This is a genomic window from Pseudomonas sp. DWP3-1-2, from assembly GCF_049896285.1.
Lineage (GTDB): Bacteria > Pseudomonadota > Gammaproteobacteria > Pseudomonadales > Pseudomonadaceae > Aquipseudomonas.
Window position 1 is genome coordinate 69,756 of sequence record NZ_JAFCTZ010000009.1, and the last position, 18,722, is coordinate 88,477.

The window sequence follows — 18,722 nt, forward strand, 5'->3', positions numbered from 1 at the left end:
ACTGCAACACCTGCGATATTGAAAACTGCCGCCTCGATAAAACATTAGAACTCTTATTCCTAGAGAGGGCAACTCATGTAAAAAACTCACTAAACCCAACAAACGCTAGGCGAGGCTATTGAAACAGGCAAAACGCTGCTATTAGAAAATCAACCCTCCGACAACAGCTTGAACATTACCTCTCGCCAAAACCGGCTTTCAGCACAAGGACAACAAACAAAACCCTGGCGATTAGATGATTATTCCTACAACTTCCAAATCACATTACGCACCAGCAGGCTGCCACGTTCAGATGTTGACTCCCCGAAGATTGTAACGAGACACTTGAAGCAGGCGCGTGCGAATTCGATCCCTGTGAGCCGTGTAGTCCTTCTGGCTCAATGAGTAAATGCCGCCCGAGAGACGGATCACCATTTCCCGATTGACCCGCCAGTCCCCGCCCCGATCGTCCGAGACAACCGTTGCACTGGCATTTAAACCGCAGATCAGAATCCTTACGGTATCCCCATCCACAGGTTCGCAGGGCACCACCTGGAAAGCGCTGAGGGATCCTGCCGCCGAACCGAACTCAAAAAAATGCCGGGCATAGTGACTGACCCGAGCGGCCTTGAAGGACCGCTGAGCAAGTTCCAGCAGTTTCCCAACCCGCGCCGTGCCGGTCACACCAAAACCGATATGATCCAGTTCGCTGGCATCGGTGATGTATATGGGCTCTTTGACAATGTTGCTGACCAACTGACAACCCGAGGCGAGCAGTTGTTTCTGGTAATACTGCATCCAGCTCGTCCACTGTTCTTCCCGGCGCCAGGTTTGGCTGGCATAAAAGTCGGCATACATCATCAGGTCGATAACGTCCTGCCTTTGAGTCTCTGACAGCTCTGGAAAAGAAATCAGGTGATTACCGGAAATAACAGCATTGAAATGAGTTGAATCAGATTTCAGGTTATTCATATCTACTCTCCTTGTAGATCAAGTGAGCAGTCAAGCTAACTAATCAAAGCACTTCCGACCATGGCATCACCGATAATAAAGACGCTTCTTACTTGCGCCAATGAAGAATCGCCCACACGTTGGCAGTCAATGACTCTGCCAACGTGTGCGTGTAAGACCGCATTGATCAGGCCGTTATCAACTGCGGGGCTTTTCCCCGTACCAACGCGGTGTGTAGACCCACTGCCTGCCATCCGGCCGCGGGAAGGTGCAGGTTGTCGAAGACCCGATCAACACCATCGTGCGCATGTCCACCTGCTCCGGCGTCAGTTCGCCCAAGGTGATGATGCGCAACGTCTGCCCCGGCCGGCCGATGTCCCGCCCCAGAGTCACGGGCGTTTCAGGCGCGCGATGCTGACGGACGATCTCCAGTGCGCGACCCAATTGCCAGGGCCGCGAGCGGGAGATGGGGTTGTAGAAGGCCAGCGCCAGATCGGCCCGGGAGGCCAGATCGAGACGCTGTTCGATCACGTCCCAGGGCTTGAGGTTGTCCGACAGGGACATCACGCAGAAATCATGACCCAACGGTGCGCCCGCCTGAGCGGCCGTCGCAAGCGAGGCTGAGACCCCCGGCAGGATTTCCAGATCGACCGTATGCCAATCGGTGTTAGTGGATTCGTGTAAAGCCTCCAGCACCGCCGAGGCCATGGCGAACACGCCCGGATCCCCCGAAGACACCACCACCACGCGACGCCCTGATGCAGCCAGTTCGAAGGCATGACGGGCGCGCTGCATTTCTTCTCGGTTGTCGGTGCAGTGCAGCACTTGATCAGGGCGGAACGGCCCGGCCATGCGCACATAGGTTTCGTAGCCCAGCACGTCGTTGGCGTGGGCCAGTTCAGACGTGACCGCTGGCACCCTCAACTCCGCTGCGCCGGGGCCAAGCCCGATGACGGCGAGCCGGCCCCGAGTGCGGCCAATGAGCGGAACCTCCAGCGGCTGCGGGGCAACCACGATGGCCAGGTCGTCGTTGACGTTGATCGGCGGCAGCCGTTGCGGCACGGCGTGTGTCGCCATTTCGCTTGCGCTCGCAGCGGGAACGAAACGCACCGGCACCGCCAGTTCTGCGGCAGCCTGATGCAGCAGTGGTTCGGCCATCTGCGAGTCGGGTGCCAACAGGCACGCCAGGGATTGCACGGCGATCCCGGCCTCATGCAGCGCTGCACGGACACGGGTTGCCAGTTCGGGATGAACCGCGCTCACGGCCACGGCGACGCTACGGGGATAAATCAGCAGTTCATGCTCCGACGGTACTCGCTCGGCGCACCCCACATGAATCGCCAGCCGCGCCTGTTCGTCTTCCGGCAGTCTGGCCTTGACCAGCCACGGCGCGGAACCTTCGATGCGCACGCTTTCACCGCACAGCAGGTCAGAGACGAAGCGCTTGCCCAGTTCCAGATCGCCCAGAGAATAACCGGCGGGCGGGTCGAGCAGGCAGGTGCCAAAGCGCAGTTCGCCGCTGGTGGTGATCGCTGGCGAGATGCCCAGCCCGGCAGCCATTTTTCGCGCCATGACGTTCACGCCGCCCAGGCCGCCCAGTAGCGGCACAACTGCGCTGCCGTCTTCAGCCACGGCCAGAACGGCAGGTTCGGCACCTTTTTCAAGCAACAACGGCGCAAGCGTACGAATGACGATGCCCGCGGCGCACAAGGCAATGATCGGCGTGTCCTGCTGATAGAGCTTACGCAACGTGGCGCCGAATTCGCTGTAGGTTCGGTCCGCACCGTCGACCCGCCCCACAAGGCCGTAAATCAATGCCTCGGGGTAAAGCTGCTGAATGCGCCGCGCCGTGGCGAGGCTGCCTTTGCCCAGAATGACAATGGCGGGCGTGTTATGGGCCATCAGCCTTGCCACCTTTCGCCGGGCACGATAATCAGCGAGAAGTACGGCGAGGACATGGGTTCGACCTGATCCAGCGGCACAATCTTTTGGTTAGCCATGGTGGCGCGTTCGACATACAGCGCACGCTCGGCCAGACCAAGTTCTTCCAGCACCAGGCGGACTTTCGGGAAATTGCGCCCCAGTTTCATGATCACTGCCGCGTCGGTGTCGGCCAGCTTGCGCTTGAGCTCTTCATGGGACAGCACGCCGGACAGCACCGACAGGCTTTGATTGCGGTACACCAGCGGCGCACCCAGCACCGAAGCGCCGCCCAGCATCGAGCACACGCCCGGTATGACCTCGGCTTCGTAACGGTCGGCCAGACGGTCGTGCAGGTACATGTAGGAGCCATAGAAGAACGGATCGCCTTCGCAGATAACGGCGACATCACGCCCCGCATCCAGGTGCGCGGCCACGTCGGCGCTGGAGGCATCGTAGAAATCGCTGATCACTTGTTCGTAGGACATCGGCGCGGGCAGCGCTTCGGTGGTGACTGGATAAACCAGTGGCATCAGCGTCTGGGCAGCCTGCAAATGGCCTTCGATGATGCCGAAGGCGTTGCCTTTCTTGCCCTTGGCGACGAAGTAGGCAACCACCGGCGACTCACGCAGCAGGCGCAGCGCCTTGACGGTAATCAGCTCCGGGTCGCCGGGGCCGACGCCCAGACCAATCAATCGACCGCGAGCCTGCATCATTCGATCTCCGTGGCCAGTGCGTTGACGGCGGCAACCGCCATGGCGCTGCCGCCCCGTCGCCCTTGCATGATGACGAACGGCACGCCACGGCTGTCGGCGGCCAGCATCGCCTTGGATTCGGCAGCGCCCACGAAGCCGACCGGAAAACCGAGGATCAATGCCGGTTTGGGGGCGCCCGCGTCGAGCATTTCCAGCAAATAGAACAGCGCGGTCGGCGCGTTGCCGATGACCACGACGCTGCCTTCCAGATACGGACGCCACAGCTCCAGCGCCACCGCGGAGCGTGTATTGCCCCGCTCCAGGGCCATTTCCCGCACGCCTTCATCGTGGAGCGTGCAGATGATCTGATTGTTGGCGGGCAGGCGGGTGCGGGTGATGCCTTCAGACACCATGCGCGCATCGCACAGGATTGGCGCACCGGCCAACAGCGCATCGCGCCCGGCCTTGCCCGCACCGGGCGAGAAGCGCAGGTCTTCGATGACCTCGACCATGCCGCAGGCATGAATCACGCGCACGGCGAGTTTTTCCAGATCCGCCGGGATCGTGTCCAGGCGCGCCTCCGCACGGATAATGGCGAAGGAGTTGCGATATATCTCCTGACCATCGCGGATGTAATTAATCATGGGTGCTGCTCCGTGAGTCGGCGATCAACAACGCGCCGGCTGCTTCAATAGTGAGGTCACGCGCTTGCAGCACACCGAAACCCGGTTGTGCTGCATCGCGAAAATAAAGGTCGTAATGGCCAGCGGAGACCGCCAGCAAGGTCACCGGCGCGCGATGGGCCGCCGCACAGGAACGCTTGCACGCCGACAGATGCACGGCGCGGCTGATGCCATTACGTTGCAATCGGGCGGCCAGGATTCGGGCATCGCCCTTGGTGTCGGCCAGGCCTTTGGCGCAGTCGGTCGAACCTGTGCAGGCGATCATCCGGGCCAACGCGTGCTCGGCGTTACACAGCAGTCCCGCTGCCTGAAGGCTCGACAATACAGCTTGCCCACGCTCGACCGGGATGTTGGGCAACAGCACACTTTGCCAGGGCGTCAGGCGCAGGCTGCCGTCTCCGGCTTCAGCGGCCAATTGCGCAATGGCGGTGAGCATCTGGGGGTCGAGTCGTCCCAGTGGCGCCACGCCCCCCACGCACACGCTGCCCGCTTGATGCTGTGGATAAATGCCGATGTGCCGATCAGCTTGAACAGACGGACGTCGCCAACTCGTGATGTGCGGGCCCCGACGCAGGATCGATCCCAAGCGGGTCGCCAACTGCTCAAGCAGCTGTTCAACAGGCCTTTCAGCCAACAACTGACGCATGCGCACCTGATCGGGCCGCGCCGTCTCCAGAAACAGCTCGAGCACGGCCAGCACCAGTTCCAGACCCTTGGCGACGGGAACGGCAGCCACGGGCGAATCCTGCGCGGGACAACCGGCAAAGCCAAAGCCCAGGAGCGTTTCGCCGTCCATCTGCAATGCCGAAAGCCACAGGTCGTGGGGATGTTCAAGCATCGCCAGGCTTTCGCCACCATCCAGCGACAGGGCGAACTTGGGCGACAGGTCGTGAAAGCGCGGGTTGTTTTCCAGTGCGGCGAGGATCTGTGCCGCCAGCGGGCGCGTGTCCAGGAGCATGTCGGGATCAAGCCCGGCGCTGGGGCTGAGCATCAGATTGCGCACGTCGTCGCTGTGAAGATTCTTCGGCCCCAGGCCCGCCGCCAGCAGCGTCTGGATCAACGCGTCCTGCTGATCGCCAATGCCGCGAATTTGCAGATTGCCGCGATTGGTCGCCTCGATCACGCCATGGGCGTACCGTTGCGCAGCCTCGGCAATGGCCAGCGCCTGACAAGAAGTGATCGAGCCGCCGGCCAGCTTGATGCGGCAGATACCGCCATCCAGCGCCGGGACGATACGCAGCAACCCCGGACAGGCCGAGGGGCGTAGAGGTATCGAAGGCGGGCGAGCGGGCGTCGGCTCGGTCAATGGATCACCATGGCTGGAACTGGACTGCACGTGAATAGGCCACTTGTGCCGCTTGGGCGCGGTATTATGCCTGCTTTGTCCGCAAGCATGAAAAGCCGCTCTGTCGGAAGACTGGATTGAGGGAATTAAATGTCGCCTTGGCTGACTGTCGTGGGAATCGGTGAAGACGGCTATAAAGGGCTGGGCAAGAACGCTCGGCACGCCTTGCTGCGTGCCCATCAGGTGTTCGGCGGCCCTCGCCAGCTGGAATTGCTGCCTGCGTGCATCCAGGCCGAACGCCGCGCCTGGCCCAGCCCCTTCTCCCTGAACCCGGTGCTGGAGCAACGCGGCGCTGAGGTGTGCGTGCTGGCCAGCGGCGACCCGATGCTGTTCGGCGTCGGTGCGAGCCTGGCTCGGGTGGTCGATATCCGTGAAATGCTGATCCTGCCCGCGCCCTCGTCTTATTCCCTGGCAGCGGCACGGCTGGGCTGGCCTCTGCAGGAAGTCGTTCTGCTGTCGGTGGTGGCGCGTCCGTTGGCGGCCCTCAACGCTCACTTCCATCACGGCGTGCGACTGTTGATCCTCAGCAATGACGGCAGCAGCCCCGCCGCCATTGCCGGCCTGCTGCGCGAACGTGGCTTTGGCCCCAGTCGCATGACGGTGCTGGAACATTTGGGCGGTACCGCCGAGCGGCGCATTGAAGGGCTCGCCAGCGAATGGGCGAACCCCGAAATCGCCGCGCTGAATCTGGTCGCCATCGACTGCCGCATCGCCCCCGATGCGTTGCGCCTTTCGCCCGTGGCCGGTCTGCCGGACGAAGCCTTCGAGCACGATGGTCAACTGACCAAGCGCGATGTGCGGGCGATGACGTTGGCGCGTCTGGCACCCGTGCCCGGTGCATTGCTGTGGGACGTCGGCGCAGGCTGCGGCTCTATCGGCATCGAGTGGATGCGCGCCCACCCGAGCTGCCGCGCCCTGGCGATTGAGGTCGATGAAGGCCGTCAGCAATTGATCGAGTTCAACCGCGATGCGCTGGGCGTGCCGGGCTTGCAGTTAGTGCGCGGCACTGCGCCCACGGCCTTGGCGGGTCTTGAGCGCCCTGACGCGATTTTTATCGGTGGCGGCGTCACACGGCCCGGCGTACTCGACACCTGCTGGCAACAGTTACGATCCGGCGGACGGCTGGTCGCCAATGCCGTCACCCTGCAAAGCGAAGCAACACTGATGGCCTGGCGTGGGCAGCACGGCGGTGAGCTGACCCGCATTCACCTCGCCCACGCCAAGCCCCTGGGTGACTTCGATACCTGGCGGCAAGCGCTGCCGATCACCCTTCTGGACGTGGTCAAACCCTAATGCGTGACGAAACCGCCGAGCAACCCGCGCCGCTGCGCAGTGGCTTGACCACCGGCAGTTGCGCCACCGCCACCAGCCTCGCGGCGGCACGGCTGCTGCTGGGTGGCGCGGTCAGTGATGCGGTGCATATCGTCCTGCCCAAGGGCAAGCAGGTGCAGATGCGCCTGGAGTTCTGTCGCCTGTGCCCTGAGGGTGCCGAGGCTGGAACCCTCAAGGACGCAGGCGATGACCCGGACGTGACCCACGGCGCACTGGTCTATGCCAGGGTGCGATTGCTGGACATCCCCACGGTCAGGTTCGTCGCCGGCCCAGGCGTCGGCACGGTGACGCGCCCCGGCCTCGTGCTGAATGTCGGCGAACCGGCGATCAATCCGGTGCCCCGCCGCATGATGATCGAGCACCTGCAAGTGCTGGCGAACGAAACCGGTTACGTCGGTGGTTTCGAAGTCACCGTGGGTGTCGAAGGCGGCGAAGCGCTCGCGCTGAAAACCATGAACCCGCGTCTAGGCATTATCGGTGGCCTGTCGATTCTGGGCACCAGCGGCATCGTGCGGCCTTTTTCCTGCGCGGCCTACATCGCGTCGATTCATCAGGGCATCGACGTCGCCAAAACCAACGGCTATTCGCACATTGCCGCCTGCACCGGCAACGCCAGCGAAGACACCATGCGCCGCGTTTATCAAATGCCCGACATTGCCCTGATCGAGATGGGCGACTTCGTCGGCGCCGTGCTCAAGCACCTGCGCAAGGCTCCCGTCAGCAAACTCAGCATCTGCGGCGGCTTTGGCAAGATCAGCAAACTTGCCGCACGCCATATGGACCTGCACAGCCGCCACTCCAGCATCGACCTGCCGCAGCTGGCGCGCTGGGCCGCCGACGTGGGGGCCGATGACGCGCTGCAACAGGCGATCCGCGAGGCCAACACCAGTCAACAAGCGCTGGCCATGAGCGCCGCCCTTGGCATTCCTTTGGGCGATGTGGTGTGTCAGCACGCGCTGGATTTTGCCCGCAGCGTGGTGCCGGAGCAGGTACAGGTTGAAGTGTTCGCGATTGATCGTCAGGGCGGCATCGTGGGTACGGCGGGCGTTCAACCATGAAACGCATCTTGCTCCTCGGCGGTGTCACCGACGCGTTGGCGATTGCCCGTACCTTGGGCCCGCAGCATATCTACAGCCTGGCGGGTGTGGGGCGTGTGCCGACTGATTTGACCTGCCAGGTACGCGTCGGTGGCTACGGTGGCGCTGAAGGTCTGGCGCAATTCATTGTCGAACAAGGCATCGACCTGCTGCTGGACGCAACCCACCCTTACGCCGCGCAGATCAGTCATAACGCCGCCCTCGCCGCACAACTGAGCGGCACCCCGTGCTGGGCCTTGCGCCGACCCGCGTGGCAGGCCGGGCCGGAGGACGACTGGCGGGAGGTCAGCGGCTGGGCCGAATTGATTCAGGCCCTCGCCCCGTTTCAGCGACCGCTGTTCACCCTGGGCCGCGAACCGTTGCAACATCTGGACGAAATCCCCGCTCATCAGTTCTGGACCTTGCGCGCCCTGGAAAACACCCTGCGCGACCTGCCCCGCCACGAACGCTGCGAAGTCATCGGCGCACGGGGGCCCTTCCTGCTGGAAGACGAACGCTCACTTTTTGTACAACGCAAGATTGACGTGCTGATCAGCAAGAACAGCGGCGGCAGCGCGACCGAGGCCAAGCTTGAGGTGGCGCGGGAGCTGCGGGTACCGGTACTGATTTTGAAGAGACCGGTATTGCCCAGTGTGGGCCGGGAATTTGAGTCGGTGGAGCAACTGCTCAACGCTCTTGACCGTTGAGTTGCGCTGGTGCGAGCAGCCGTCGCTCCAACTTGACCGCGACATCCCGCCGCGGCCCGGATTTTTTACATCTGCCGACCATTCAGGCTAAATAGCGGCATTGACTCCAATAAGAATGGAACCTGCCATGTCCCAACGACGGACGACATCGGTCTGGATCGCCTGCTTCGCAGTGCTCTTCAGCCTGCTCGTCATGCCGCTCTCGCCCAATGCGCCACCCGCGCAGAGCGAGCAAGTGCTGTGGGGCAGTTTCTGCTCGGGCAGCGGCAGCCGATTGGTGGCAATGTCTCTGGGGTCGGTCGATCAAGACGCTTCACGACACGATGAACACAGCGCCATGCAGCATTGCGGGTGCTGTTCGGGTTCGATGGTGGTGGTGATCCCTTCCGGTTTCAGTCACGGCTTTTTTGCTCATCTGAAACCCCAGCGGTTCAGCCCGGCCATTGTGCTGATTCATGCCTCGCCACGCGTGCAATGGCCAAGCGCCAACCCCCGAGCGTCTCCGCAGGTCTGATCTTCGTTCGCCAAACGCTGGATCAACGTACAGGAGACATCATGATGTTAAAAAACCTGCTTATTCTGGCCGCTTTGCTGCTGCCAGTCAGTTTCGCCCAAGCCGATCAATACAAGGTCGGGGAGCTGACCATCGCTCAGCCATGGTCCATGGAATTACCCCCAAATGCGCCCGCTGCGGCGGCCTATTTTGTCATCCACAACAGTGGCCAGCAGCCTGATCGTCTGGTCAGCGTCGACACCCCCATTGCCGCCACCGCCGAACTGCACGAGCATGTGCACGCCAACGGCCTGATGAAAATGCAGCAAGTGCCGGCCGTGGACATTCCGCCCGGGGCGGATGCGACGTTCGCGCCCATGGGCTATCACGTGATGATGCTTGATTTGAAGGACAAATCCTCGTTGATCGAAGGCGCGCAGTTTCCGCTGACGCTGCACTTCGAAAAGTCAGGCAATATCACCGTCCAGGTTGTGGTGCTCAAACAGGCACCCATGCAAGGCATGCACAATCATTGATGAACCTCTGAGTTGAACCTCCCGCGCCCGTCACGCAATCGCGCCACCAGGCAGCCTCGGAAATCCCGGGGCGCCTGGCTGAGCCTGTTTGCCATGCTGATGATTTTCATCGGCCCGCTGGTTTCCCAGGCGGTGCCGATGGATCAGCACGCGGGCATGAGCATGTCGATGCCGGCGTCCATGGATATGTCCGCCGGGCACGGGGCTCACCATCAAGCGGATGCAACCACCGAGAAAGCCAGCGTCGATCATGTGCTGTGGGCCAAATGCGGCTACTGCACGTTGCTGTTCAGTTGCCCGGCGATCACCCAGACCCTTGCCGTCACGGCCTTGGCACCGCCCCGCCCGGCTGATTTTTTCAGCGCGGCCACCCAACACGGACACGCGCAAAGCAGCACCTTCCCCAACGCCCGAAGCCGCGCCCCGCCTCTGCTCGCCACGCGATAAATCCCTTTGATTACGTACCCGCTCAAGCCCACGCCGGCTTGAGCGGGCTGCGTCGTGTGTTGTGCCTGACAAGAGCGCTGCAAAAATGTCCCTACAGACTGGCTCCAAACCGACCGTGTCCTTTTATAACCTCGCCTGGCGCTGGCATTTTTATGCCGGATTGTTTGTCGCGCCGTTCATGATTCTGCTGTCGCTGACCGGCATCATCTACCTGTTCAAGCCGCAGCTGGACAACCTGATGTACCGGGACTTGCTGACCGTTACACCGACCCACCATCAACTCAGCGCCGACCAGTTGCAGCAGCGCGTCCTGAGCAGCTTCCCCCAAGCGAAAATCGGCAAATACTTCCCGCCGACCAGTGCGCAAGGCAGCGCGCAATTCGTTGTGCAGGAAGCCGGTCGTGACGTGAATGTGTTCATCAATCCCTATGGCGGCGAGATTCTCGGCACTCAGGATGCCAAGCAAAACCTGCAAGCCATCGCCCGCGCCCTGCACGGCGAATTGATGATCGGCACGCTGGGCGACCGACTCGTCGAACTGGCGGCCGGGTGGGGGATCATGCTGGTGGTGTCGGGGCTTTACCTGTGGTGGCCACGGGGCAGTTCCGGTGCGGGCGTGCTCTGGCCGCGACTGAGCAAGCGGGGTCGGGTGATGTGGCGCGACCTGCACGCGGTCACGGGTTTCTGGGGATCGGCGTTTTTGCTGTTCATGCTGATCAGCGGCATGGCCTGGACCGGCCTGTGGGGCAAGCAGTACGCTGACCTGTGGAACACCTTTCCGGCGGCCATGTGGAACGAAGTGCCCAAGTCTGACAAGCAAGCTGGCGAGCTCAATACCGCCACCGTGCAGACCGTGCCCTGGGCACTGGAAAACACGCCGATGCCCAAATCGATGCCCATGCCCTCCGGCGAACATGCCGAACACATGAACCACGCGGGTATGTCGAGCGCGCCTGCCGCACCGAACGTGTCGCTGCAACAGGTGGTGGACATCGCCACCGAACGCGGCATCGAACCGGGTTACAGCATCACTCAACCGAAAACCGCCGATGGCGTGTTCACCGTGTCGGTCTTCGCCGACGACCCGCGCAACGACGCGACCCTGCATATCGATCAATACAGCGGCAAGGTGCTGGCCGATGTGCGCTGGAAGGATTACAGCCCGGTGTCCAAAGCCACCGAGCTGAGTGTGATGCTGCATGAGGGCAAGTTTTTTGGCTGGGTCAATCAACTGCTGATCCTGATGGTCTGCCTGATGATCCTGCTGGGGTCGATCAGCGGGCTGGTGATCTGGTGGAAACGCCGTCCTCAAGGCAAATTGGGCGTCCCGCCACTGCGCCACGACCTGCCCCGCTGGAAATCGGCCATGGTGATCATGTTTGTACTGGCCGTGGCGTTTCCGCTGGTGGGGGCTTCGCTGGTGGGGGTTTATCTGGTGGATTGGCTGGTGTTGTCGCGGATCGGGAAACAGACCGTGCCGGCTTGATCCTCCCGCTTTTTGGTAGTGGGTTTGGTGTGAATATTCGGCATTTGCGGTGCTAATTCACCTGCCAGTCTCTTCGGTTCCGTTGGAGTGCCGCCCGCTCGCTCCAACAAGCCGAGGCCCATCTGGAAAATCGCTTCGGCCGTTGCTCAAGCAAGCTCACGCCCGACTCCCGCGCACCAATTACGACCACCCACCGCACCACCGCTTTTTAAAAGCGCCATTGCAGTGCAAATGTCCAGGCAGTAGCCGCTCTGGATCGCGCTTTAGCTCCACTTGGCCGGCTGGGCATAGCCTTTGCTTAGAAGCTTTCAGGCAATGACCCGCCCTTCTAAAAAAACCAAGTGAATGGAGCTAGCCCAATGAAGCGTCGCAGTTTGATCAAAGCTTTCACCCTGTCCGCATCAATCGCCGCCATGGGCCTGACATGGACCGTTCAGGCAGCCGAGACGATCAAGGTCGGCATCCTGCACTCGTTGTCCGGGACGATGGCGATCTCCGAAACCTCACTCAAAGACATGGCGTTGATGACCATCGACGAAATCAACGCCAAGGGCGGCGTCAACGGCAAGATGCTGGAGCCGGTGGTGGTTGACCCGGCGTCGAACTGGCCGCTGTTTGCGGAAAAGGGCCGTCAGTTGTTGACCCAGGATAAAGTCGCCGTGGTGTTCGGCTGCTGGACTTCGGTGTCGCGTAAGTCGGTCTTGCCGGTGTTCGAAGAGCTCAATGGCCTGTTGTTCTACCCGGTTCAGTACGAAGGCGAAGAGATGTCGCCGAACGTGTTCTACACCGGTGCAGCGCCTAACCAGCAGGCGATTCCGGCGGTCGAGTATTTGATGAGTGAAGACGGCGGCGCCGCCAAGCGTTTCTTCCTGCTGGGCACCGACTACGTCTACCCGCGCACCACCAACAAGATTCTGCGTTCCTTCCTGCATTCCAAAGGCGTAGCGGACAAGGACATCGAAGAGGTCTACACCCCGTTCGGTCATGCGGACTATCAAACCATCGTCGCCAACATCAAGAAGTTCTCGGCCGGTGGCAAGACCGCCGTGATCTCCACCGTCAACGGCGACTCCAACGTGCCGTTCTATAAAGAGCTGGCCAACCAGGGCCTGAAAGCCACCGATGTGCCGGTCGTGGCCTTCTCGGTGGGCGAAGAAGAACTGCGTGGCATCGACACCAAACCCTTGGTCGGCAACCTGGCCGCCTGGAACTACTTCCAGTCGCTGGAAAACCCGGTCAACAAGAAATTCGTAGCAGACTGGAAAGCCTACGCCAAGAAGAAAAACCTGCCGGGCGCAGACAAGGCCGTAACCAACGACCCGATGGAAGCCACCTACGTGGGCATCCACATGTGGGCGCAGGCCGTGGAGAAAGCCAAGTCCACGGATGTGGATAAAGTCCGCGAAGCCATGGCTGGCCAGACCTTCGCTGCGCCGTCGGGCTACACCCTGACCATGGACAAGACCAACCACCACCTGCACAAGCCGGTGATGATCGGCGAGATCCAGGATGACGGTCAGTTCAACGTCGTCTGGCAAACCAAGGAACCGATCCGCGCCCAGCCTTGGAGCCCGTACATCCCTGGCAACGACAAGAAGCCGGATCATGCGGTGAAGAGTAACTAAGTCCGACGCCTCCCCTGGGGAGCTTCTGTGAAAGTCCGTGGGACCGGCTTTAGCCGGGAAGACATCGGTATATTCGCCGCATCTGCGTCGTCTGGCATACCGTTTTCCCGGCTAAAGCCGGTCCCACGCAAACCCGGGGCTCCCCACAAGGGCACCACGCCCCACGGCTGGTCGTTTTTCAGGACCCACGATATGCCCCATTTTCTGCACCGTTTCATCGTCACCCTCGCCCTGCTGCTGCCCATGGCGGCACACGCCAGCGATGCGGGTGATTTCGTGGCGGCCAGTTCCAGCCAGCAAGCCGAGCTGCTGGAAGCCTGGGCTGCCAAACCGGTGCCCGAACGCCTTGCGTTGATCAACGCTTTGCAAGATGGCCGCGTGGCGGTGGACAGCAGCAAGCGTGCTTACATCGAAACCGGCGACAAGTACGTGGCGGTGGATGCCGACGCCCCCGCCGCACCGGATGCGACAGCCCCTGATGAACCGCGCAAATTGCGCCTGAACAATCGCCTGCGCGGGTTGGTCGATACCGCGCTGGCCAGTCACCAACTGCTGACGGTTGACGAAAAACTGCGTCTGACCGCCGCATTGCAACTGCAGAAAAGCGCACGTCCCGCGCAACTGGCCTTTCTCACCGAGCAAGTCGCCGCCGAACAGGACGACGCCGTACACATTGCGCTGACGCTGGCGCTGGCCAATCTGCAACTGGTGGACTCCAGCCCGACCGTGCGCCTTGCGGCCGTGCGTCTGCTGGGGGAAACCGGCGATCCGTTGGCCCGAACTCGCCTTGAAACCTTGTTAACCCCCGGCGTCGAGACCGATGCCAGCGTGCGCATGGCAGCGCAAACCAGTCTGGCGCAGGTGAAGCGCAAGCTGATGGTTGGCGAGATGCTCGGCCAGGCCTTCAGCGGCATGTCTTTGGGTTCGATTCTGCTGCTGGCGGCGCTGGGGCTGGCGATTACCTTCGGGCTGCTGGGCGTGATCAACATGGCCCACGGCGAAATGTTGATGCTCGGGGCTTACTCCACGTACGTCGTGCAACTGATGTTCCAGCGCTATGCGCCCGGCGCCATCGAGTACTACCCGCTGATTGCCCTGCCGGTGGCCTTTTTTGTCACCGCCGTGATCGGCATGGTTCTGGAACGCACTGTGATTCGCCACCTCTATGGCCGTCCGCTGGAAACCCTGCTTGCCACCTGGGGTATCAGCCTGATGCTGATCCAGGCCGTGCGCCTGGCATTCGGTGCGCAGAATGTCGAAGTCGCCAACCCGCAATGGCTGTCCGGCGGGATTCAGGTGTTGCCCAATCTGGTGCTGCCTTACAACCGCATCGCCATCATCGCCTTCGCGCTGTTCGTGGTGGTGCTGACCTGGCTGCTGCTGAACAAGACACGCCTGGGCCTGAACGTACGAGCCGTGACCCAGAACCGCAACATGGCCGCCTGCTGCGGCGTGCCCACCGGGCGCATCGACATGATGGCCTTCGGGCTCGGCTCCGGCATTGCCGGGCTGGGCGGCGTGGCGCTGAGCCAGATCGGCAACGTCGGCCCGGATCTGGGCCAGAGCTACATCATCGACTCGTTCCTGGTGGTGGTGCTGGGCGGCGTCGGGCAACTGGCCGGCAGCGTGATGGCGGCCTTCGGGCTGGGCATCGCCAACAAGATTCTCGAACCGCAAATCGGCGCCGTACTGGGCAAGATTCTGATCCTGGCGCTGATCATTCTGTTTATCCAGAAACGTCCGCAAGGCCTCTTCGCGCTCAAAGGACGGGTGATCGACTGATGAACCAACCATTGATGGTCACTGCCGCACAAAAAATCGGCCCCAAGGGCACCGTTGCCGTGGGCGTGCTGGTACTGGCGGTGCTGTTGGCGCTGCCGCTGCTTTCGCTGTTGCCTGCCGATAACGGCTTTCAGGTGTCGGCTTATACGCTGACGCTGGTGGGCAAGATTCTGTGCTACGCCATCGTCGCACTGGCGCTGGATCTGGTCTGGGGTTACGCCGGGCTTCTGTCGCTGGGCCACGGCCTGTTCTTCGCCCTCGGTGGCTACGCCATGGGCATGTACCTGATGCGCGAAGCGGCGGGCGACGGGTTGCCTGCGTTCATGACCTTCCTGTCGTGGACTGAGCTGCCGTGGTACTGGACCGGGACGGACAACTTCCTCTGGGCCATGTGCCTGGTGGTGCTTGCGCCCGGTTTACTGGCATTGGTGTTCGGCTTTTTCGCCTTCCGCTCGCGGATCAAGGGCGTGTATTTCTCGATCATGACCCAGGCCCTGACTTTCGCCGGGATGCTGTTGTTTTTCCGCAACGAGACCGGCTTCGGCGGCAACAACGGCTTTACCAACTTTCGCAGCATTCTGGGGTTCAGCATCAGCTCTCAAGGCACGAGGGCCACGCTGTTTCTGGCCACGGTGGTGTTGCTGGTGGCGAGCCTGTATGTGGGCTGGCGTCTGGCGCAGAGCAAGTTTGGCCGGGTGCTGACCGCCGTGCGTGATGCGGAAAACCGTTTGATGTTCTGTGGCTACGATCCGCGTGGCTTCAAGCTGTTCGTCTGGGTGTTGAGCGCCGTGTTGTGCGGTCTGGCCGGTGCGCTGTATGTGCCGCAAGTGGGGATTATCAACCCCAGCGAAATGTCGCCGACCAACTCTATCGAAGCCGCCGTCTGGGTCGCGCTGGGTGGGCGCGGCACGTTGATCGGCCCCTTGCTGGGCGCGGGTCTGGTCAATGGCATGAAGAGCTGGTTTACCGTGGCCTTCCCTGAATACTGGCTGTTTTTCCTTGGCGCGCTGTTCATCATTGTCACGCTGTATCTGCCCAAAGGCGTGATCGGCCTGCTCAAGAAAAGGAGCGAGCAATGAAAACCACCCCGACGCCCGCGTTCATGCTTGAACCGATCCTCAACCCCAACTCCGATATCGGCACCAGCCGCGATGCCCTGGGTGTTGGGCAGGCGGCCGGAACCGGGCTGAATACCCGGCACGGTACGATCCTGACGCTGGAAGACATCAGCGTCAGCTTCGATGGTTTCAAGGCGCTCAACGACCTGAATCTGTACATCAGCGTGGGCGAACTGCGCTGCATCATCGGCCCCAACGGTGCGGGCAAGACCACGCTGATGGACGTCATCACCGGCAAGACCCGGCCCAGCCATGGCAAAGCGTGGTTCGGTGAAACCCTGGACCTGACGCAGATGAGCGAAGTGCAGATTGCCCAGGCGGGGATTGGCCGTAAGTTCCAGAAACCCACGGTGTTCGAAGCCTTGAGCGTGTTCGAAAACCTGGAGCTGGCGCAGAAGACCGACAAATCGGTGTGGGCCAGCCTGCGGGCCAGACTCAACGGCGAACAGCGCGACCGTATCGATGAAGTGCTGGAAACCATTCGCCTGACCTCGTCCATGCAGCGGCCGGCGGGTCTGCTGTCACACGGGCAAAAGCAGTTTCTGGAAATCGGCATGCTGCTGGTCCAGGACCCGCAATTGCTGCTGCTGGACGAACCGGTCGCGGGCATGACCGACGCCGAAACCGAATTCACCGCCGAGCTGTTCAAGAGCCTGGCGGGCAAGCACTCGTTGATGGTGGTGGAACACGACATGGGTTTTGTCGGCTCGATTGCCGATCACGTCACCGTTCTGCATCAGGGCAGTGTTCTGGCCGAGGGCTCACTGGTTGATGTGCAGGCCGATGAAAGGGTGATTGAGGTTTACCTCGGGCGCTAAAGCGCCCCTGAAATGATATCTGTTGGAGCGAGGCTTGCCCGCGAACCAGGCACATCGGCGGGTCAGACAAACCGCGTTATCGTTCTTCGCGGGCAAGTCGGAACGCCGCCCACTCGCTCCAACAACACGTGAGAAACCAGCCATGCTCCAGGTCGAAAAGCTTCACCAATACTACGGCGGCAGTCATATTCTGCGTGGCCTGTCCTTCGACGTAAAAGTCGGTGAAGTCACCTGCCTGCTGGGGCGCAACGGCGTGGGCAAGACCACGCTGCTGAAAGTGCTCATGGGCCTGCTGCCGGCCAAAGAAGGCGCAGTGCAGTGGGAAGGCAAAGCCATCACCGGGTTCAAGCCCCATCAGCGGGTTCACGCGGGCATTGCCTACGTGCCCCAGGGGCGGGAAATTTTCGGGCGCCTGACGGTGGAAGAAAACCTGCTCATGGGCTTGTCACGCTTTCCCGGTTCGGAGGCCAAGGAGGTTCCGGCCTTCATCTACGAACTGTTCCCGGTGCTGTTGCAGATGAAGCATCGACGCGGCGGGGATTTGTCCGGGGGTCAGCAACAGCAGTTGGCCATTGGCCGCGCCCTGGCCAGTCGGCCCCGCTTGCTGATCCTCGACGAACCCACCGAAGGCATTCAGCCGTCGGTGATCAAGGAAATCGGCGCGGTGATCAAGAAGCTTTCCGCGCGGGGTGACATGGCAATTCTGTTGGTGGAACAGTTTTATGACTTTGCGGCAGAGTTGGCCGATCAGTATCTGGTGATGTCCCGTGGCGAGATCGTCCAGCAGGGGCGCGGCGAAAACATGGAGGCCGAAGGTGTACGCGGCCTGGTGACCATCTGACCTGCATTCCGTTAAGGTGCAGGCCCACGACTTTGCGATAAAGACCCCATGAATCTTCCCGCCCACACCGCGTTGTTCACCCCCAGCTGGCATGCCGAGCTGGAGTTGGGCTATGGGCGTTTTGGCGACAGCACGCGCCCGGTCCAGCGTCGGCACAAAGGTCCGCTGCGGGTACAGAAACATCTGTATCCCGAAGGCCCGCACGTCTGTCAGCACATCATTGTGCATCCCCCCGGCGGGATTGCCGGGGGCGACCGACTGGATATCAGCGCCCATGTCGGGCCTGATGCCTGGGCGCAACTGACCAGCCCTGGCGCGGCCAAATGGTATCGCGCCGCCGGACCGGCCTATCAGCAACTGGAGCTGACGGTTGAGGCCGGCGCGACGCTTGAATGGTTGCCCCAGGAAACCATCGTCTTCAGCGCCGCCCAGGCGGAACTCACCACACGCATCGAGCTGAAAGGCGACGCGAAACTGCTGTATTGGGACGTCGTGGCGCTGGGTCGACCGGCGAGCGGCGAGCGCTTTACTCGCGGGCATTTTCAATCACATCTGGACATCCGCCGCGATGGCCGATTGCTCTGGCATGAGCGGCAACGCATCATCGGTGGCGACGGTTTGCTGGATTCACCGATTGGCCTGGATGGCAAAACCGTGTTCGCCACGCTGCTGATCACCGGCGAAGTGGACAGTGAGTTGCTGGAGGCCTGCCGCTCACTTGATCACCCGGTGCGGGGCGACCTGACCCAATTGCCCGGCCTTTTGGTGGCGCGTTGCCTGGCCGATGAAGCCCTGCATGCCCGGGCCTGGATGATCGAACTGTGGAAACGGCTGCGCCCGGCACTGTTAGGCCGCGAGGCGTTGGCACCGAGGATATGGAGTACCTGA

General features: G+C 61.7%; 18 protein-coding genes. 13 read left to right on the top strand and 5 right to left on the bottom strand.

The features are described from left to right. Nucleotides 1–288 precede the first annotated feature (288 nt). The 5 genes from ACP7B0_RS18265 to cobG all read right to left on the bottom strand — a co-directional run bounded on the left by ACP7B0_RS18265 (nucleotide 289) and on the right by cobG (nucleotide 5,534). Entirely contained in the window at nucleotides 289–951 is a 663-nt protein-coding gene (locus tag ACP7B0_RS18265; RefSeq protein WP_426142941.1) for a hypothetical protein, read from the bottom strand. Nucleotides 952–1,128: 177 nt separating this feature from the next. Continuing rightward, nucleotides 1,129–2,832, bottom strand: coding sequence for a precorrin-3B C(17)-methyltransferase (gene cobJ, locus ACP7B0_RS18270; protein ID WP_426142942.1), 1,704 nt, complete (start codon nucleotides 2,830–2,832; stop codon nucleotides 1,129–1,131). Then, nucleotides 2,832–3,566, bottom strand: coding sequence for a precorrin-2 C(20)-methyltransferase (locus tag ACP7B0_RS18275; protein ID WP_426142944.1), 735 nt, complete (start codon nucleotides 3,564–3,566; stop codon nucleotides 2,832–2,834). The genes cobJ and ACP7B0_RS18275 overlap by 1 nt, the downstream gene beginning before the upstream one ends. Further along, entirely contained in the window at nucleotides 3,563–4,189 is a 627-nt protein-coding gene (locus tag ACP7B0_RS18280) for a precorrin-8X methylmutase (RefSeq protein ID WP_426142946.1), read from the bottom strand. Before ACP7B0_RS18280 ends, ACP7B0_RS18275 begins: the two co-directional genes overlap by 4 nt. Then, nucleotides 4,182–5,534: a precorrin-3B synthase gene (cobG, locus tag ACP7B0_RS18285; RefSeq protein ID WP_426143095.1), complete on the bottom strand. Its 1,353-nt coding sequence runs from the start codon at nucleotides 5,532–5,534 to the stop codon at nucleotides 4,182–4,184. The genes ACP7B0_RS18280 and cobG overlap by 8 nt, the downstream gene beginning before the upstream one ends. Before the next feature lie 129 nt (nucleotides 5,535–5,663). Here cobG and cbiE point away from each other — a divergent pair, with 129 nt between their 5' ends. The 13 genes from cbiE to ACP7B0_RS18350 all read left to right on the top strand — a co-directional run bounded on the left by cbiE (nucleotide 5,664) and on the right by ACP7B0_RS18350 (nucleotide 18,722). Further along, nucleotides 5,664–6,866 (top strand): precorrin-6y C5,15-methyltransferase (decarboxylating) subunit CbiE, encoded by a 1,203-nt coding sequence (cbiE, locus tag ACP7B0_RS18290; RefSeq protein ID WP_426142948.1) that lies wholly within the window; start codon nucleotides 5,664–5,666, stop codon nucleotides 6,864–6,866. Next, complete coding sequence (locus ACP7B0_RS18295; protein ID WP_426142950.1) at nucleotides 6,866–7,963, top strand: cobalt-precorrin-5B (C(1))-methyltransferase; 1,098 nt, start codon at nucleotides 6,866–6,868, stop codon at nucleotides 7,961–7,963. Before cbiE ends, ACP7B0_RS18295 begins: the two co-directional genes overlap by 1 nt. Next, nucleotides 7,960–8,688, top strand: a complete 729-nt coding sequence (locus tag ACP7B0_RS18300; protein WP_426142952.1) for a cobalt-precorrin-6A reductase — start codon at nucleotides 7,960–7,962, stop codon at nucleotides 8,686–8,688. Before ACP7B0_RS18295 ends, ACP7B0_RS18300 begins: the two co-directional genes overlap by 4 nt. Nucleotides 8,689–8,815: 127 nt before the next feature. Then, nucleotides 8,816–9,202, top strand: a complete 387-nt coding sequence (locus ACP7B0_RS18305) for a DUF2946 domain-containing protein (protein WP_426142954.1) — start codon at nucleotides 8,816–8,818, stop codon at nucleotides 9,200–9,202. A gap of 44 nt (nucleotides 9,203–9,246) precedes the next feature. After that, nucleotides 9,247–9,717 (top strand): copper chaperone PCu(A)C, encoded by a 471-nt coding sequence (locus tag ACP7B0_RS18310; RefSeq protein ID WP_426143096.1) that lies wholly within the window; start codon nucleotides 9,247–9,249, stop codon nucleotides 9,715–9,717. A 78-nt stretch (nucleotides 9,718–9,795) separates the two neighbouring features. Next, complete coding sequence (locus tag ACP7B0_RS18315) at nucleotides 9,796–10,164, top strand: DUF2946 domain-containing protein (RefSeq protein ID WP_426143097.1); 369 nt, start codon at nucleotides 9,796–9,798, stop codon at nucleotides 10,162–10,164. A gap of 85 nt (nucleotides 10,165–10,249) precedes the next feature. Beyond that, entirely contained in the window at nucleotides 10,250–11,650 is a 1,401-nt protein-coding gene (locus ACP7B0_RS18320) for a PepSY-associated TM helix domain-containing protein (protein WP_426142956.1), read from the top strand. 359 nt (nucleotides 11,651–12,009) lie between these two features. Beyond that, nucleotides 12,010–13,275, top strand: coding sequence for an urea ABC transporter substrate-binding protein (gene urtA, locus ACP7B0_RS18325; RefSeq protein ID WP_426142958.1), 1,266 nt, complete (start codon nucleotides 12,010–12,012; stop codon nucleotides 13,273–13,275). Nucleotides 13,276–13,467: 192 nt separating this feature from the next. Then, nucleotides 13,468–15,057 carry an urea ABC transporter permease subunit UrtB gene (gene urtB / locus ACP7B0_RS18330; protein WP_426142960.1) on the top strand — a complete coding sequence of 530 codons (1,590 nt, stop codon included), beginning with the start codon at nucleotides 13,468–13,470 and terminating at the stop codon, nucleotides 15,055–15,057. Next, nucleotides 15,057–16,136 carry an urea ABC transporter permease subunit UrtC gene (gene urtC, locus ACP7B0_RS18335; protein ID WP_426142962.1) on the top strand — a complete coding sequence of 360 codons (1,080 nt, stop codon included), beginning with the start codon at nucleotides 15,057–15,059 and terminating at the stop codon, nucleotides 16,134–16,136. The genes urtB and urtC overlap by 1 nt, the downstream gene beginning before the upstream one ends. Further along, the gene (gene urtD, locus ACP7B0_RS18340) at nucleotides 16,133–16,993 is read left to right on the top strand and encodes an urea ABC transporter ATP-binding protein UrtD (RefSeq protein WP_426142965.1); all 861 of its coding nucleotides are present in this window, start codon (nucleotides 16,133–16,135) and stop codon (nucleotides 16,991–16,993) included. Before urtC ends, urtD begins: the two co-directional genes overlap by 4 nt. A 142-nt stretch (nucleotides 16,994–17,135) precedes the next feature. Next, on the top strand, nucleotides 17,136–17,834 hold the full coding sequence (gene urtE / locus ACP7B0_RS18345; RefSeq protein WP_426142967.1) for an urea ABC transporter ATP-binding subunit UrtE: 699 nt from the start codon (nucleotides 17,136–17,138) through the stop codon (nucleotides 17,832–17,834). 48 nt (nucleotides 17,835–17,882) lie between these two features. Continuing rightward, complete coding sequence (locus ACP7B0_RS18350) at nucleotides 17,883–18,722, top strand: urease accessory protein UreD (RefSeq protein WP_426142969.1); 840 nt, start codon at nucleotides 17,883–17,885, stop codon at nucleotides 18,720–18,722.

Coding starts and splice junctions, on each gene's coding strand:
- ACP7B0_RS18265 (WP_426142941.1), bottom strand. CDS start 951: ATGAATAACCTGAAATCTGATTCAACTCATTTCAATGCTGTTATTTCC.
- cobJ (WP_426142942.1), bottom strand. CDS start 2,832: ATGGCCCATAACACGCCCGCCATTGTCATTCTGGGCAAAGGCAGCCTC.
- ACP7B0_RS18275 (WP_426142944.1), bottom strand. CDS start 3,566: ATGATGCAGGCTCGCGGTCGATTGATTGGTCTGGGCGTCGGCCCCGGC.
- ACP7B0_RS18280 (WP_426142946.1), bottom strand. CDS start 4,189: ATGATTAATTACATCCGCGATGGTCAGGAGATATATCGCAACTCCTTC.
- cbiE (WP_426142948.1), top strand. CDS start 5,664: ATGTCGCCTTGGCTGACTGTCGTGGGAATCGGTGAAGACGGCTATAAA.
- ACP7B0_RS18295 (WP_426142950.1), top strand. CDS start 6,866: ATGCGTGACGAAACCGCCGAGCAACCCGCGCCGCTGCGCAGTGGCTTG.
- ACP7B0_RS18300 (WP_426142952.1), top strand. CDS start 7,960: ATGAAACGCATCTTGCTCCTCGGCGGTGTCACCGACGCGTTGGCGATT.
- ACP7B0_RS18305 (WP_426142954.1), top strand. CDS start 8,816: ATGTCCCAACGACGGACGACATCGGTCTGGATCGCCTGCTTCGCAGTG.
- ACP7B0_RS18310 (WP_426143096.1), top strand. CDS start 9,247: ATGTTAAAAAACCTGCTTATTCTGGCCGCTTTGCTGCTGCCAGTCAGT.
- ACP7B0_RS18320 (WP_426142956.1), top strand. CDS start 10,250: ATGTCCCTACAGACTGGCTCCAAACCGACCGTGTCCTTTTATAACCTC.
- urtA (WP_426142958.1), top strand. CDS start 12,010: ATGAAGCGTCGCAGTTTGATCAAAGCTTTCACCCTGTCCGCATCAATC.
- urtB (WP_426142960.1), top strand. CDS start 13,468: ATGCCCCATTTTCTGCACCGTTTCATCGTCACCCTCGCCCTGCTGCTG.
- urtC (WP_426142962.1), top strand. CDS start 15,057: ATGAACCAACCATTGATGGTCACTGCCGCACAAAAAATCGGCCCCAAG.
- urtD (WP_426142965.1), top strand. CDS start 16,133: ATGAAAACCACCCCGACGCCCGCGTTCATGCTTGAACCGATCCTCAAC.
- urtE (WP_426142967.1), top strand. CDS start 17,136: ATGCTCCAGGTCGAAAAGCTTCACCAATACTACGGCGGCAGTCATATT.
- ACP7B0_RS18350 (WP_426142969.1), top strand. CDS start 17,883: ATGAATCTTCCCGCCCACACCGCGTTGTTCACCCCCAGCTGGCATGCC.